Genomic DNA, 15,690 nt, shown 5'->3' on the forward strand with positions numbered 1-15,690 from the left:
CGGCCGGTGGCGGTCTCAGCCTGTGCGCGTCTTCTCGACCGTGCAGGTGGCGGTGTCCGCGGGACACCAGTGGGTGCGGCCGCCGACCAGGCGCAGCTGGAGGTCGGCGTCGCTCATGCCCGCCCGGTCCAGGGCGGCGCGCAGGGCGGTGGGGGCCGGCTGGGGCGGCAGGCCGAGGACGTCGACGAGGACGACGCCGTTGCGGGCGTCGACGGAGGCGATCTGCCAGGCGCCGGCCGAGGCCCAGCGGTCGGCGACGGGCCGGGCGTCGGCCGCCAGGGAGCGGTCGCGGGCGACGGAGATCGTCCCGGTGGTCAGAGGGGCGGCGACCAGGAGGAGCACCACGGCGACCGCGGCGAGGGTACGGCCGTGGAAGGCGCCCACGGCCAGTCCCGCCGCGCGGGCGGCGTCGCGGGTCCGGTAGGCGAGGAAGACGAGGGTGCCGGTCGCGACGATGGCGGCGACGTTGGTGGCGAAGAGGAGCGCGGACTGCCCGGCGTCGTGGTAGCGGTGCACCGTGATCAGCAGGCCGGTGACGGCCAGCGGCGGCACGAGCGAGATGGCGATGGCGACGCCGGGCAGGGCGTCGGAGATGTCGGTGCGCACCAACGCGAACGCGCCGACGGTTCCGGTGGCCAGGGCGGCGAGCAGGTCGATCAGACGGGGGCTGATTCGGGAGGACACCTGGCTGTTGGAGGCGAAGGCGTCCGGGGGCGAGACGATCCAGCCCAGCAGCATCCCGATGCACACCACCGCCACCGCGCCGCCCAGCACCAGCAGCGCGCTGCGCACGACGTGCGGGCGGTCGGCCAGGACCAGGGCCAGCGCGGTCCCGAGGATCGGCGTCATCAGCGGGGCGACGATCATCGCGCCGATCACCGTGGCGGTGGAGTCCCCGACCACGCCGGCACTCGCGATGACGGACGCCAGCACGAGCAGCACCCAGAAGCGGGACGAACTCGGACCGTGCCGGGCGCGCTCGATGAACAGCGAGTCCGCCATTCGCCGGGCAGCGGCCGCGTCGACGCTGCTCAAGGGGAGACGCCCCTTCCTGGGGTGTGGTGCGGGTGCCGGTCCTCATCGTCGAGGGCGCGATCCGTCCTTGTCACGCCGCCATGCGGAGCCGCGGCCCGGCAGAGACCCTTCCGTACGAGGCCGCTCGACAGGCCCCGACCGGGCCGGGCCCGACCGTCGAAAAAACGGGCGTCCCGGTGCCGGGCCGGCGAACACGTCCCTGTGAAGGATCCGGGTCCCGCTGTCCTGGCTGGAGCGGCCCCGCACCGCCCCTCCCGAGCAAGGGGCCGCTCTCGACCTGCTGAAGGCCACCGTCCCGGACGACCAACCTGCTCCACCTGCCCCTCACCCGCGGGCCGGGCTCCGCCCGGTCGTTCCAGGACCGCGTCACCACCGGCTCCGGCCCCTCGCCTTCTGCCGGACACGGATCGTGCGCGAAGCGGCGGTCGTCTACGAACACGAGACGTTCCGGGGCCGACCGATGCAGACGAACGACGACTCCACGCTCACCTTCTACGGGCTTGGAGGTCGGTGACATCCAGGGCGGCGCCGAGCCGGAGTACACGGTCAGCGAGTCCACCGTCGACGGCGGCTACTGGATGAACAGCAACAGCGTCCGCGCGCTGAACGGCGACGACGCGAGCCTGCTGTGGGTCCACGCCGTCAAACGGTCCGGGGACAGCGGCGATGTCGGGGCCGCCCGGGGCCTCAAGGCCGTCGACGGCAGGATCATCGCCTCCTACGTGGTGCGCGGCAACTCCGCGCAAGTGCCGCCGAACCAGCCGGCCAACACGGTCCAGATCCGCGACGGACGCACCGGCGAGCTGCCGCACGGGGCCAAGGCGGGCGGCTTCGCCGCGCTCGCGAACCGGTTCACCGGGCCCGAGGGCCTGGTGGAGGGGAGCCTCGCCTCGCTGCGCAGCTACGCCGCCGACGGCGTGGACCGCACGCCCCGCGCGCTGGCCGAGGTCCGCGGCGGCTCCTTCGCCACCGGCCCGGACGGTGCCCGCGTCCTGGTCCGCAGCGGCACCCGGTTCGTCAACCTGTACGACTCGCGGTGCTGACGTCCGGCGTGGACCATCCGGCGGCCGTCGCCGGCTACGGCGCCGACGGCGCGCGCGGGCACTCCGTGGCCGACCTCGACGGTGACGGGAAGGACGAGATCGTCCTGCTCCCCTTCGACGACTACGGCGCCGACCGCACCGCCGGTCCGATCGGCACGACGGTGTCGCAGCGGTACGCGGCGACCCGTTCCGCCGTCACGCTGACCATCGACAAGGGCCGACGGCCGGAAGGCCCGGCCGCCGGATCCGCGGAGCCGTCACGCGAAGACCCTCCTGGCTCCGCCCGGAGGGTCTTCGGCGTGCTCGACGAGGACCCGTGCCCGGGTCGCTCGGAACTCGTCCCGGGTGACCCGGAGTACGGGTGGGCCCGTAGGCTCGGCGCATGGTCGGAAAACGGGTGCGGGACGAGGGTCGGGGGCCGGGGCGGCCGCGCGAGGAGCGGGTCGACCGCGCGGTGCTCGACGCGGTGGTCGCCCTGGTGGCGGAGAGCGGCCTGGCCTCGGTCACGATGGACGCGGTGGCCGTACGGGCGGGGGTGAGCAAGCCCGCCATCTACCGGCGCTGGCCCACGAAACAGGATCTGCTGATCGCCGCCGCCGAGTCGCGCGTCGGCCCGCTGTCCGTTCCCGATCTGGGGGACTTCCGGGCCGAATTGAGGGTCGTGCTCGAAACCCGTCTGGAGGCGTACCGGGCGCCGGGGGTCGACCGCCTGATGGCGGGGGTGATCGGGGCGGCGGGGGAGGCGGGAGCCGTGCGCAGCGCGTACGGCGCCTATTCCGCCCGGGTGATGGGCGAGACGCGGAACATCCTGGAGCGGGGCATCGCACGCGGCGACGTACGGGCGGACACCGACGTCCGCGCGGTGGCCACCATGGTGGCCGCACCGCTGGTGTTCCGGCTGGTCGGTGAGATGGAGCCGCCCGACGAAGGGCTGGTGGACACGGTGGTCGACCTCGTCTCCCGCGCCGTGGCCGCCCGGGACTGACCGGCGGCCGCCGTCCGGTGGTCCTTGAAATCGATCGGGTCCGACCCCTTGCCTCCGCACATCTCAATATCGATACTCCCAGTAACGAATTCCCGGTCGTCACCGTCGTCACCGCGGAGGAACCCCATGGCCACATCCGTCAGCACGCCCCAGCCGGTCCTCGACAAGCCCCTGCTGCACTACGGGAGGCGGGTCCTGGAACGCACGGCTCCGGGAACGTCCCCCTTCGAGTACCGGTGCGTCGAGGTCTCGCCGCTCACTCCGCACATAGGCGCCGAGATCGGTGCCGTGGACCTGACCAGGCCGATCGACGAGCTCCTCGGCGCGGAACTCCGCCAGGCGCTGCTGGAGTGGAAGGTGATCTTCTTCCGCGACCAGCACGGATTCACCCCCGAGCACCATCTCGCGCTCGCCGGCGTCTGGGGCGAGCCGGAGGCGAATCCCTTCTTCCCCAAGGGCGAGACCGTCGGGGTCTCCCGGCTGGCCAAGGACGCCACGGCCGTCGGCCAGGAGAACATCTGGCACAGCGACCACTCCTTCATGGCCGCCCCCGCCCGGGGATCGGTCCTGCGCGCCGTCGAGGTGCCGCCGACGGGCGGCGACACGATGTGGGCGGACATGGGCGCCGCCTACGACAACCTCCCCGAGGAGACGAAGACCCGCATCGACGGGCTCACCGCGGTCCACGACTGGGTGCCGAGCTGGGGCGCGACCATGACCGGGGCGCAGATCGCCCGCTTCCGGCAGACCCTTCCGCCCGTGGAACACCCGGTCGTCGTCCGCCACCCGCGGACCGGCCGCAAGCTCCTCTACGTCAACGAGCCCTTCACCACGCGCATCGTCGGCCTGTCCGACGAGGAGAACCGCGAACTGCTGGACGAACTCGTGCTCCAGGCCCGCGTCCCCGAGTACCAGGTGCGCTTCCGCTGGCAGCCGGACTCCGTCGCGATCTGGGACAACATCGCGGTCCAGCACTACGCGATCAACGACTACTACCCGCAGCGCCGGGTCATGGAGCGCATCGCCGTCGCCGGCGAACCCCTCTCCTGACCGGTACGGCACGCTCTCGAACGGAGAACGGGCCCCGGCTCCTCGCCGGCCGCCGCCCGCGCGCCAGTCACCCGGGCGCGCGGCGGCCCCCGCCGGCCGGCCCCTTCCCGGTACCTTCCCGCCCCCTCCGGCCTTTCCCCGGCCGCCCGTTCCGGCCCCCTCCTTGCCTCGCCCCTCCGGCCCCCGGCCTTCCGGGCCCTCTCCTCCCCCGCACCTCCCCCTCCCGGCCCGGCGCCCGCTCCTCCGCGCCCGCCGCCGCCCCTCTCCTCCGGAGGTTCCCGTGACCACCGCCGACACCTCGGCCGTGCCTCCGCCCGCACGGACCGCACGCCCCGATCGCACCCCCGGCCTCCGCGCCTGGGCCGTCACCGGCATGCTCGTCGTCTTCATGATGATCAACTTCGCCGACAAGGCCGTGTTCGGTCTCGCGGCCGACGAGATCCGTGCCGATCTGAGTCTGTCCGCCACGGACTTCGGACTGGCGAACAGCGCGTTCTTCCTGCTCTTCTCCGTGGCCGCGGTCGTGGTGGGCCTGCTCGCCGACCGCGTGTCGCTGAAGTGGCTGCTGCTGGTCATGGCCCTGCTCTGGTCGGTGGCCCAGGTGCCCGCTGCCCTCGGCGGCGGTCTCGCCGTCCTGATCGGCACCCGGATCGTGCTCGGCGCCGCCGAGGGCCCGGCTTTCCCGGTCGCCCAGCAGGCCGCGCTGTCCTGGTTCCCCGACCACCGGCGCAACCTGCCCGGAGCACTGGTCACCCTCGGCGTCACCCTCGGGGTGGTCACCGCCGCCCCCGGGCTGTCCTGGGTCATCCGGAACCACGGCTGGCGGTCCGCCCTCTGGGTGGTGGCCGGCGTGGGCCTGCTGTGGGCCGTGGTCTGGTACGTGTACGGAGCCGACGGCCGCCACCGCGGCACCGAAGGGACGGGTGAGCGGCCCGCAGGGCTCCCGCACGGGCGCGACGCCCGGCAGACCTGGTCCGCGTACCGGCGCGTCCTCGGCAGCCGCACCTGGATCGGCACCACCATCGCCTACTTCACGAGCTACTGGGGCGTCGCCCTGATGCTCGTATGGCTGCCGTCCTACCTGAAGAACGGCCTCGGCCACTCGCCCGCCGCCGCCGGCACGCTGGTGGCCCTGCCCTGGGCGCTCGGCGCCGTGGTCCTGCTCGGCCAGGCCGCACTCACCGACCGGCTCATGCGCCGTGGCGTGGGCAGCCGCTGGGCGCGCGGCCGGGTCGGCGCCGGACTGCTCCTCGCCGGTGCGGTCTGCCTCCTCGGCATCCCGCTCGTCGACGGCACCGGGGCGAAGACGGCCCTGCTCGTCGCGGGCTTCGCGCTCGGCGGTTCCTTCGCCACCGTCGCGGTCACCACCGTCGCCGAACTCGCCCCCGCCGCCCGGCGCGGCGGCGCCCTCGGCACGATGAACGCCGTGGTGACCACCGCGGGCCTGATCGCCCCGACCGTCGTGGGCCGCATGGTCGACGGCCAGGGCGTCGCCGGCTACCAGAACGCCGCCGTCGTCCTCGCCGTCCTGCTCCTGCTCGGCGCCCTCGCCGCCTTCGTCCTGATCGACCCGGCGCGCGACGCGGCGCGCACGCACGCCTGACCGTATCCGTCCGACACCCGCACCGCGCCCGCCCGGACCCCCGTCGTCCGGTGCGGGCCGACCGAGGAGCCCCGCCATGACCCCACACGTCCTCGACACCGAGCCGCTGGACCGCGCCGTCGCCGAACTGCGGAAAGGAGCCGGCACCTGGGCGGCCGCACCGCTGACCGAACGCGTCGCGCTCCTCGAACGGCTGCTGCCGCGCATCGCCGACGGAGCCCGGGACATGGTCGCGGCCTGTGCCCGCGCCAAGGGCTACGCGCCCGACTCCCCCTGGGCGGCGGAGGACTGGGCCGGCGCACCGTGGGCACTGGCCCGGACGACGAGCGCCTACCTGCGGGTGCTGCGCCGCGTCGCGGCCGGCGGTGAACCCGTCGAGGCACGTGCGGTCCGGGAGCACGACGGCCGGGTGGCCGTCGACGTCTTCCCCGCCACCGGCTGGGACGGCCTGCTGCTCAACGGATTCACCGCCCGGGTGTGGACGCGGCCCGGCACGACCCCGGACGGGGTACGGAGGCGGGCGGCGGGCGCGTACCGCGGCGAGCCCGCCGCCCCCGGCGTCGCCCTGGTCCTCGGCGCCGGCAACGTCGCGGCCATCACCGCCCTCGACGTCCTGCACAAGCTGTACGTGGACGGCCAGGTCGTCCTCGCGAAGATGAACCCGGTCAACGCCTACCTCCGTCCCCATTTCGAGCGCGTCTTCGCCGAGTTCATCCTCCGGGGCTGGGTCCGGTTCGTCGACGGCGGCGCGGCGGAGGGCGCGCACCTCGCGGCCCACGAGGGCGTCGACGGCATCCACGTCACCGGCAGCGAACGCACCCACGACGCCATCGTCTGGGGCACGGACGAGGAGGCGGAGGAGCGCCGCCGCGCGGACAAGCCGCTGAACGCCAAACCCTTCAGCAGCGAGCTGGGCGGCGTCAGCCCCTGCGTCGTCACGCCCGGCCCGTGGAGCGCCGCGGACTTCCGCTTCCAGGCCGAGCACATCGTCACCAGCAAGATGAACAACTCCGGCCACAACTGCGTCGCGAGCCAGATCCTGGTCCTCCCCCGCGACTGGGACGGCACCGAACGACTGCTGAACGAGATCCGGCGGATCCTGCGCGAACTGCCCGCCCGCACCGACTACTACCCCGGCGCGGACCGGCGCCTGGCCGCCGTGCGCGCGGCGCACCCGGAGGCCGAGGCCCACGGGGACGGCGACTGCCGGATCCTGGTCCCCGACGTCACCGTCGCGGACGGCCCGGACACGATGCTGACCGACGAGGTCTTCGGCAGCGCGCTGGGCGTGGTGCGGCTCCCCGGCGACACCCCGGAGGCCTTCCTCGCCGAGGCCGTCGCCTTCGCCAACGACCGCCTTCCCGGCACCCTCGGTGCGACGCTCCTCGTACACCCGAGGACGGAGAGGGCCCACCGCGCCGCCGTCGACGCGGCCGTCGCCGGACTGCGCTACGGAACCGTCGGCGTCAACTGCTGGTCCGCGATCGGCTTCCTGCTCGGCTACACCCCCTGGGGCGCCTACCCCGGCCACACCCGCCGGTCCATCGGCAGCGGCGTCGGCTTCGTCCACAACGCCTTCATGCTGGCGGACGCCGACATAGAGAAGACCGTACTGCGCGCACCCTTCGCACCCGCCCCCCGCGGCCTGCTCGGCGGCTCGCCGTCGTTGTCGCCGCGACCGCCCTACTTCGTCACCAACCGCACCGGTGCCACCACCCTCGAACGGGTCACCCGCTTCACCACCGCCCCCGCCCTCACGAAGCTGCCCGCCGTCTTCGCCTCGGCACTGCGCGGCTGAACGCGGACGAACCACTCGCCCCTCTCCCTTCCCTCCTCAGGGGGACACCCTCGTGAACCTCTCGGACTCCCTCCACAGCAGCGCGGTGCGGCACGGTTCGAACATCGCGGTCGAACTCGGCGACCAGTCGCTGACGTACTCCGCGCTCGACGTCCTCGCCGGCCGGACCGCCGCCCTGCTCACCGCGCGCGGTGTCCGCCCCGGCGACCGGGTCGGCATCATGCTGCCCAACCTGCCGGAATTCCCGGTCCTCTTCTACGGCGCGCTGCGCGCCGGCGCCGTCGTCGTCCCGATGAACCCGCTGCTGAAGGCCCGCGAGATCGCCCACTACCTGAGCGACTCGGGGGCGGTGCTGCTGTTCGTCCACGAGCCCCCCGCCGAAGAGGTGGACGCGGGCCGGAGCGCCGCCGGTTCGCGGGCCGCCGTGGTCCCGGTCGCCACCGGCTCGCTCACCGGACTGCTCGCCGGCCATCCCGAGCTCGTCACCACCCCGGTCGGCGCGGACGAGGACACCGCCGTCATCCTCTACACCTCGGGCACCACGGGCCTGCCCAAGGGAGCGGAGCTCACCCACACCAACCTCGGCCGGAACTCCGCGCAGGGCCGGATCGATCGGCACGCCGATCGAGGGCGTCGAGATGCGGCTGACGGACGTGGCCGACGGCATCGGCGAACTGTGCGTGCGCGGGCACAACGTCATGAAGGGGTACTGGGGACGCCCCGAGGCGACCGCTGAGACGGTGAAGGACGGCTGGCTGCACACCGGTGACCTCGCCCGCGTCGACGAGGAGGGCTACTACTACATCGTGGACCGCAAGAAGGACCTGGTCATCCGCGGCGGCTACAACGTCCACCCCCGGGAGATCGAGGAGGTCCTCTACGAGCACCCCGCCGTCGCCGAGGCCGCCGTGATCGGACTGCCCGACGACGTCCTCGGCGAGGAGGTCGCCGCCGCGGTGGCCCTGCGTCCCGGCGCCGAGGCCACTCCCGAGGAGCTGCGGGAGTTCGTGCGCGGCCAGGTCGCCGCGTACAAGTACCCGCGGATCGTCTGGCTGGTCGACGCCCTGCCCAAGGGCGCCATGGGCAAGGTCCTCAAGCGGGAGGTCGCGGCCACCCGCCGCTGAGGAACGTGTGCGCCCACGCCCGGGTCGGCCGGGTGACGCCGCCACGCCCGAGGTCCCCGTACGTTCACGCTCACGGGAGCCCCGGAGGGCTCACAGCGGGCCGGACCACCACGTCCCTCCTCATGAACACGGCACGACAGGGCGACGACGTCCGGCGGAACGAGGACGGCACGCCCTGGAACCCAAGATCGCACCGCGTGCCGCGTCGTCCTGCCTGGTGTCCGACGGGCCTCTGCTGAGGCTCGACCCGCGACGGGTGTGGATCGACGCGGACGAGGCCGAGGCGCTCTCCGCCGACGCGCTGAACGGGACGCCCGCCGGGGCGGGCGAGAGCCACTGTTCGGCAGCTCGGAGGGCCCGGAGCTCGGCGTGAGCCATGGCGGAAGTTCCCAGAGAAACAGGGTCTTCTCCACCCCGTCGCATGCTCCCATAGGCGTGGGGGCGGCACAGTCCTTCGGCATGAGGCCCCGCTGCCCCGCCGATGACGCGCCGACATCATTCGCACACGCGCCCACCCGATTCGCTGCCTGCACCGACCCCGTCTGAACGCCGTCAGCACAACCGAGGAGGAAAACGCCTTGGAACGCGATCTCGCCGTCGAGCTGCACCGCCGCGCTGAGCAGGATCAGGCCGCCCGCCATCGTGCGTCCCGGACGGGCGACGGAGCGGAACTCGTCAGGATCGACGTCGCGAACACAGCCTGGCTCAAACAGATCGTCGCCCGGCACGGTTGGCCGGGTATCGCGCTGGTCGGCGAGCAGGGCGCGGACGAGGCATGGTTGCTTGTCCAGCATGCCGACCTCGATCCGGACTTCCAGCGCCATGCCCTCGGCCTCCTGGAACAGGCCGTCGACGCCGGGGATGCCCTGCCTCGCCACTTGGCCTATCTGACCGACCGGGTCCTGGTCGCGGCCGGCGAACTCCAGGTGTACGGCACCCAGTACACCCAGGACCCGGACGGCTCGAACCTACGTCCGTACCCTGTGACTGACCCCGACCAACTTGATGCCCGGCGTATTGCCGCTGGGCTGGAGCCGGCTGCGGAGTACGACCGGCGGATGCGTGACAGCCATTCCCGGGTGGACGGTTGACTCCTCCTGGGACGGCGAAGGGGTCACGGGGGTTTCGTGACCGTCGGCTGCCACCGGCGGGGTGATGATCCGCTCCGCAGACGAGGTGACGATGCCGGATTCGAGCGGAGTCGTCCAAGTCTCGACCACTACGGTCAGCGAATCCCCGGAGGCCACCTCTCCAGGAGGGCGTCACCACCATGCGCCGTGAACTGGCAGGGCACCGCCACCCGAGACCGGCGTGCCCATGCTGGCGTCAGGGCCCTGCACTCGAAGTCCGCGCACAGCTTCAGAAGGGTTACGGTGCGATCGGGTTCACCGCCGTCGGTCACAGGGTGGTGGCGGCGCGGACCAGTCCCGCGACCGCTGTCGAGCGGCTGTGTGGGGGCCAGGCGATGACTGTGGTGACGTGAGGGGCGTCGGGGACCGGTACGGCTATGAGGCCGTCGGGCAGGCCGGTGCGGCCCGACTCCGGGACGACCGCGCAGGCGCGGCCGAGGGCGATGAGCTGGGTGAGCTGGGTGTGGTCGCGCACCTTGGGTCCAGGGCCGTCCGGGAAAGTGCCGTCGGGGCGTGGCCATCGGGGCAGGGGCAGGTCGGGAAGCTTAGTGACCTCGGCGAGCCGTAGGTGGGGGCGGGTGCTGAGGGGGTGGCCCGCCGGGAGAATCGCGACCTGGCTCTCGGTGTGCAGGTCCTCGGTGTCGAAGCCGGCCGTGTCGTCGAACGGCCGGTGCAGCAGGGCCACGTCGGCACGGCCGTCACGCAGTACCGGTGCCTGCTCGCCCGGCCCGCACAGCATGACGTCCACGGCGACGGCGCCCGGCTCGGCGGCGTAGGCGTCGAGGAGTTTCGCCAGCAGTTCGCTGGAGGCTCCCGCCTTCGCGGCCAGGATCACGGTGGGTCGGCCCGTCGCGGAGAGGGCGGCCCGGCGGGTGCGCCGTTCGGCGGCCTCGACGGCGTCCAGCGCGGCTCGCGCCTCCTGGAGCAGCACCGCCCCCGCCCCGGTCAGGGCCACACCCCGACTGTCGCGCTCCAGCAGAACGATGCCCAGGCGTCGCTCGAGCTTGCCGATCGCCCGTGACAGCGGGGGCTGGGCGATGCCGAGCCGTTGTGCGGCCCGGCCGAAGTGCAGCTCCTCGGCGACCGCGACGAAGTAGCGCAGCTCACGTGTCTCCACGCCGCCAGCCTAGCGGGTCGACCAGGAGCGATACCCGGGCGGTATCGCCGCCCACCCGGTCGGTCTTGGACGCCCCGCCCGGTGGGGAGAAGGATCGAGGTCATGACTGAGACGAACACCGTGAACCACCCCAAGGTCGCGCTGGTGACCGGGGCCAACAAGGGCATCGGGTACGAGATCGCCGCCGGGCTCGGCGCGCTCGGCTGGTCGGTCGGCGTCGGCGCGCGGGACGAGGAGAGGCGCGAGGCCGCCGTGGACAAGCTGCGCGCGGCCGGGGCCGACGCGTTCGGCGTACCGCTGGACGTGACCGACGACGCGAGCGTGAGCGCGGCGGCCCGGCTGGTGGAGGAGCGGGCCGGGCGGCTCGACGCGCTCGTCAACAACGCGGCGATCACCGGCGGCCACCCCCAGGAGCCGACCACGGTCGACGTGAACCGGGTACGGGCGGCCGTGGAGACCAACGTGATCGGCGTCATCCGCGTCACCAACGCCCTGCTGCCGCTGCTGCGCCGCTCGCCGTCGCCGCGGATCGTGAACGTGTCCAGCAGCGTCGGCTCCCTCACGCTCCAGACCACCCCGGGCACCGATACCGGCCCGATCTCCATCGCCTACACGCCGTCCAAGACCTTCCTCAACGCCGTCACCGTGCAGTACGCCAAGGAACTGGCCGGCACGCACATCCTGATCAACGCCGTCTGCCCCGGCTTCACCGCGACCGACCTCAACGGCTTCCGCGGGGTGCGCACCCCGCAACAAGGCGCGGTCGCCGCGATCCGGCTGGCCACCGTGGAGGGCCACGAACCGACCGGCCGCTTCTTCAGCGACGAAGGAGAGATCCCCTGGTAACGCGTTTCCGGTTCGCGCCGCCCCGGGAAGAGGGGGCATGCGCGTCCTCGTGACCGGCGCCGTCACGTCATGCCGGTCTGGCGGGCCACGGTCAGTGCCGGGAATCCGGCCGGACCGGGCCACGCCCGCCGGAGCCGACTCGGTGCCAGAGGCGTTCACCGGCACCGACGCCCCCGCGGAGACGCGGACCGTGGCTACCAGCGGGCGTCCGAAGCCGCGGTCGGGACGGCATCCGGGAACACCCGGCCCTCCGCCACCGCTCTCCCGGTCGCCGCGACCTGTCCGGCGAGCACCACCAGGCCGGCGTCGTCGTGCCGTCCCGGCGCACGCAAGCGGTCAACCGCGCGGCGCCGGCGACCGTGCGACCCTGCGGGTAGACGGTCCCGACATCACGGGTCCTGTTCGAAGACTTTAGAGATCTTTGAGCAGGTAAAGGGCGTGGTGGTCCACCACTGGGCAAGGCGCACCGCGTGATACGTGTTGTGATCGTCATACTCATCCTCTGCGCCGCAGTCACGGCAGCCGTAGCCGGGACGGAGGCTTCGCCCCTGTGGTGGCTCGCCGCTGTTCCGCTCGCGCCCTTGGGCCTGCTGGGGGCATGGGACCTGTTGCAGCGCCGACACTCGGTGCTGCGCAACTACCCCGTCCTCGGGCACGCCCGTTTCCTCCTGGAGCGGATACGTCCGGAGCTCCAGCAGTACTTCATCGAGCGGAACTACGACGGCCGCCCCTTCGACCGGGACGTGCGCAACATCGTCTACGAGCGCGCCAAGGGCACTGAGGCGGAGGAGCCCTACGGCACCGAACGGGATGTGTACGAGGCCGGTCACGAGTTCCTCGTGCCCTCCATGGCGCCCTGTGCGGTACCCGAGACACCTCCCCGCGTACGGATCGGAGGGCCTGACTGCGACCGCCCCTACGACATGGCACTGCTCAACGTCTCGGCGATGAGCTTCGGCTCCCTGTCGGCCAACGCGGTCCTCGCGCTCAACGGGGGCGCCGCGGCCGGCGGCTTCGCCCAGGACACCGGCGAGGGCGGTCTCTCCGACTACCACCTGCGCCCGGGCGGCGACCTCGTCTGGGAGATAGGAACCGGCTACTTCGGCTGCCGGACCGACAAGGGTGACTTCGATCCGTCCCAGTTCGCCGACAAGGCCGCCCACGACCACGTCAAATGCGTGTCCCTGAAACTCTCGCAAGGAGCGAAGCCCGGCATCGGCGGTGTCCTGCCGGGGGCCAAGGTCAACGCCGAGATCGCCCGGGTCCGGGGCGTACCGGAAGGGCGCACGGTCGTCTCCCCTCCGTATCACCGAGTCTTCTCGACCCCGCGTGAACTCGTCCGCTTCATCGCCCGGATGCGGGACCTGTCCGGAGGCAAACCCGCCGGATTCAAGCTCTGCGTCGGCTCACGCCGGCAGTTCCTCGCCGTGTGCAAGGCCATGCTGGAGGAGGGCACCACTCCCGACTTCATCGTGGTGGACGGGGCCGAAGGCGGAACGGGTGCGGCGCCGCTCGAGTTCGCCGATCACGTCGGCACCCCGCTCACCGAGGGACTGCTCACCGTGCACAACGCCCTCGTCGGCGCGGGCCTGCGCGACCGCGTCAGGATCGGGGCGAGCGGGAAGATCGCCACCGGCACCGATCTGGTCAAACGCATGGTGCAGGGCGCCGACTACGGAAACGCCGCACGGGCGATGATGTTCGCCGTCGGCTGCATCCAGGCCCAGCGCTGCCACACGAACACCTGCCCCACCGGCGTCACGACACAGGACCCCCGCCGGGCCCGCGCGATCGACGTCACCGACAAGACGCTGCGCGTCCAGCGCTTCCAGGAAGCAACCGTGGCCAGCGCTTTGCAGATCATGGCCTCCATGGGCGTCACCGACCCCGCGCAACTGCGCCCGCACATGCTCCGCCGACGCATCGACCCCGTCACCGAACGCTCCTACGAAGAACTCTACGAATGGCTCCGACCGGGACAGCTGCTCGCCGAACCGCCCGCCTCCTGGGCGGCAGACTGGAAGTCCGCCGATCCCGACCGCTTCACCATGTGATCGCCGGAGGCCGGGCTCGGGCCGTCGGCGGGAGCGTTCTGGGTCGGGATCCGGCGGTCGAAGTCGGCGCTGCGGGCGACGGCGGCCTCGACGACGCGGTGGTAGCGGTTCTGCTCGGCGATCAACGCGAGGCCTCTCCTGCACAGTCCCCAGCCCTTGAGAAGGACTCCATACACACGAGGTGCAGAATTCCGGGCACGATCGCGATGATCCCGCCGCCCGCGCCGCCTTTCCCCGGCAGACCCACTCGGTGGGCGAACTCTCCAGCGGCGTCGTATGTGCCGCAGGTGAGCGTCATGGCGTTGGAGCCCTCACCCTCGCGGCGCCGCCCTGCACAGATAGGCACCCACACAGTGCTGACCTGCGGCTTTGCTCGTCTCCAGCGCTTTCATTGTGACGCTGTTCTCGCGGTCGATCCTTCCCGGCCCCTGCCCAGCGGGCCCTCGTTCTCCCCGGCTGGAGCTTGTGACGGGGGTGGATTGCCGCTGGTCAGAGGGCAGGTTTCAAGTGCTGCCCGCGTCGCGCAGGGTAGCCGAGTTGCGGGTTCGCAGCCGAAGGGCTCTTGCGCGATCCGTTGCGTCGCTCCCGTACTGTGGCGCTGTCGATGGCCGGCAAAGGCCCTGGCGAGTCCTGCGGAGTGATCTGGGCCCGGTCACGCCGCTGGACCCCGGTCCGAATCCGGTGCGGAATCCCGTCGATCACCTGCCGGTGATCCCGCCACCTGCCACAACGCCCTTTGCCGACCGGCAGCAATGGCCGGAGCCGCGCCCACTCGGCATCGCTCAGATCACCCCGCCACATGCTCACGTCAACGGCTTGGGCACGCCTGCCGTCACCTGGCCGGCGCGACACCTCGGTGCCGACCATCCTCCGGCCCGGAGAGGAACACCCGGCGGGTCGGCAGCTCGATTTCCGTGACGACGACGGCGATCTCCTCTCCGAGCTCGAAGTCTTCCACCGGACTCGCCGCAGGACGGCCGTGGACTTCTCTGAAGGGGATCAGCCCGGAAATCCCGTCCCCGAGGTCGACGAAGACGCCGATGGAAACCGTCTTCTCCACCGTCCCGCGCAGTTCCTGGCCCACCGTTGTGCGGTCGGCGAGGGCTCGGAGGGGGTCGGACTCCAGTGCCTTCAAGGACAGTCTGGCCTCCGCGTTGTAGGTGTCGAACCGGAGGAACTCACACGAGACACGCCGGTCCACCTGAACGACATCGGTGGGAGCGTCGATGCGCCGCCAGGACAGTTCGGGAATGACGATGAACCCCACACCGGGCAGAGTGGGATGGGCGGGCCCGTCGTCCAGGGCCACGAAGACCCCGAACCGCTCGATCGCCGCGACGGTGCCGGACAGGATGTCACCGCGGTACAGGGACTCCAGGAGCGCCCGGAGTTTCGGGCTCTCGGACTGCCAATCCATGCCTGCCGCCCTGGCACACGACATCGTGGGCCGACCATGCCCTCGACGAGCTGCGGTCCCCGCCAGGTCTCAGCAGCCGGGGCCATGACCGGCCGGACGAGTCCTGGTCCTCTGCATCGCTGCTGCGGACTGAGGTCAGTCCGCAGCAGTTACCAGGGTCGTCAGTTCGGCCTGGGTCGTCCCGGTCGGCGCACGTACGTCGAATGTGCAGCTGTCGTCGTGGAATGCCAGTCCGATCAGTCCAGGCTGCCGGCGGCTTCGAGGTGGGCGAGGAGGGTGGCCGCGAGGCGTGGTCGGGGGACGTGAGGGACGAGGGCATCGGGCAGGTCGGCTTCCAGGCCCCATTGCGTGTTGAAGGTGATGCTGCTGCCGCCCGGGAAGACGCTGTCCCGCAGCCGGCCGACGCTGATCGCAGGCGGCTCGATCCACCTGTCGCTCCCGCCTCAGTTGGTCCTGTACGTGGAGCGGGGAGCCCAGGGAGGGGGCGT

Annotated in this window: 11 protein-coding genes and 3 pseudogenes; 9 read left to right on the forward strand and 5 right to left on the reverse strand. The window is 72.2% G+C overall.

Going from position 1 to position 15,690, the window contains the following annotated elements:
• Positions 1–15: 15 nt before the first annotated feature.
• On the reverse strand, positions 16–1,035 hold the full coding sequence (locus ACWGSR_RS08140; RefSeq protein ID WP_453564545.1) for a DUF389 domain-containing protein: 1,020 nt from the start codon (positions 1,033–1,035) through the stop codon (positions 16–18).
• A gap of 500 nt (positions 1,036–1,535) precedes the next feature.
• Between ACWGSR_RS08140 and ACWGSR_RS08145 the strand changes: the two genes are divergently transcribed.
• The 7 genes and pseudogenes from ACWGSR_RS08145 to ACWGSR_RS08175 all read left to right on the forward strand — a co-directional run bounded on the left by ACWGSR_RS08145 (position 1,536) and on the right by ACWGSR_RS08175 (position 9,729).
• Positions 1,536–2,078: a hypothetical protein gene (locus ACWGSR_RS08145; RefSeq protein ID WP_453564546.1), complete on the forward strand. Its 543-nt coding sequence runs from the start codon at positions 1,536–1,538 to the stop codon at positions 2,076–2,078.
• A gap of 382 nt (positions 2,079–2,460) precedes the next feature.
• A complete protein-coding gene (locus ACWGSR_RS08150) occupies positions 2,461–3,063 on the forward strand; it encodes a TetR/AcrR family transcriptional regulator (protein ID WP_453564549.1) in 603 nt (200 codons plus the stop codon).
• A 126-nt stretch (positions 3,064–3,189) separates the two neighbouring features.
• Entirely contained in the window at positions 3,190–4,113 is a 924-nt protein-coding gene (locus ACWGSR_RS08155) for a TauD/TfdA dioxygenase family protein (protein WP_453564552.1), read from the forward strand.
• 280 nt (positions 4,114–4,393) lie between these two features.
• Positions 4,394–5,716: an MFS transporter gene (locus tag ACWGSR_RS08160; protein ID WP_453564555.1), complete on the forward strand. Its 1,323-nt coding sequence runs from the start codon at positions 4,394–4,396 to the stop codon at positions 5,714–5,716.
• 76 nt (positions 5,717–5,792) lie between these two features.
• Positions 5,793–7,514, forward strand: a complete 1,722-nt coding sequence (locus ACWGSR_RS08165) for an aldehyde dehydrogenase family protein (protein ID WP_453564557.1) — start codon at positions 5,793–5,795, stop codon at positions 7,512–7,514.
• A 52-nt stretch (positions 7,515–7,566) separates the two neighbouring features.
• A pseudogene (locus tag ACWGSR_RS08170) lies at positions 7,567–8,638 on the forward strand (AMP-binding protein).
• A 578-nt stretch (positions 8,639–9,216) separates the two neighbouring features.
• Positions 9,217–9,729: a DUF6624 domain-containing protein gene (locus tag ACWGSR_RS08175; protein WP_453564560.1), complete on the forward strand. Its 513-nt coding sequence runs from the start codon at positions 9,217–9,219 to the stop codon at positions 9,727–9,729.
• A 307-nt stretch (positions 9,730–10,036) separates the two neighbouring features.
• Here the strand turns inward: ACWGSR_RS08175 and ACWGSR_RS08180 are convergent, their stop codons facing one another.
• Positions 10,037–10,885, reverse strand: coding sequence for a LysR family transcriptional regulator (locus ACWGSR_RS08180; RefSeq protein ID WP_453564562.1), 849 nt, complete (start codon positions 10,883–10,885; stop codon positions 10,037–10,039).
• Positions 10,886–10,987: 102 nt separating this feature from the next.
• On the opposite strand from ACWGSR_RS08180, the gene ACWGSR_RS08185 reads away from it, so the two are divergent.
• Together ACWGSR_RS08185 and ACWGSR_RS08190 are read left to right on the forward strand one after the other, a co-directional pair.
• The gene (locus ACWGSR_RS08185; protein ID WP_376231245.1) at positions 10,988–11,731 is read left to right on the forward strand and encodes an SDR family oxidoreductase; all 744 of its coding nucleotides are present in this window, start codon (positions 10,988–10,990) and stop codon (positions 11,729–11,731) included.
• A gap of 470 nt (positions 11,732–12,201) precedes the next feature.
• Positions 12,202–13,785 carry an FMN-binding glutamate synthase family protein gene (locus ACWGSR_RS08190; protein ID WP_453564565.1) on the forward strand — a complete coding sequence of 528 codons (1,584 nt, stop codon included), beginning with the start codon at positions 12,202–12,204 and terminating at the stop codon, positions 13,783–13,785.
• A gap of 162 nt (positions 13,786–13,947) precedes the next feature.
• Here ACWGSR_RS08190 and ACWGSR_RS08195 read toward each other — a convergent pair.
• From ACWGSR_RS08195 to ACWGSR_RS08205, 3 genes and pseudogenes are all read right to left on the reverse strand, one after another.
• Positions 13,948–14,089, reverse strand: a pseudogene (locus ACWGSR_RS08195) (glutaminase); the annotation flags it as partial.
• A 347-nt stretch (positions 14,090–14,436) separates the two neighbouring features.
• A pseudogene (locus ACWGSR_RS08200) lies at positions 14,437–14,586 on the reverse strand (transposase); the annotation flags it as partial.
• A gap of 31 nt (positions 14,587–14,617) precedes the next feature.
• Positions 14,618–15,202: a S1 RNA-binding domain-containing protein gene (locus ACWGSR_RS08205; RefSeq protein ID WP_376231241.1), complete on the reverse strand. Its 585-nt coding sequence runs from the start codon at positions 15,200–15,202 to the stop codon at positions 14,618–14,620.
• Positions 15,203–15,690: the final 488 nt, after the last annotated feature.

This window comes from Streptomyces sp. NPDC055632 (assembly GCF_053618675.1).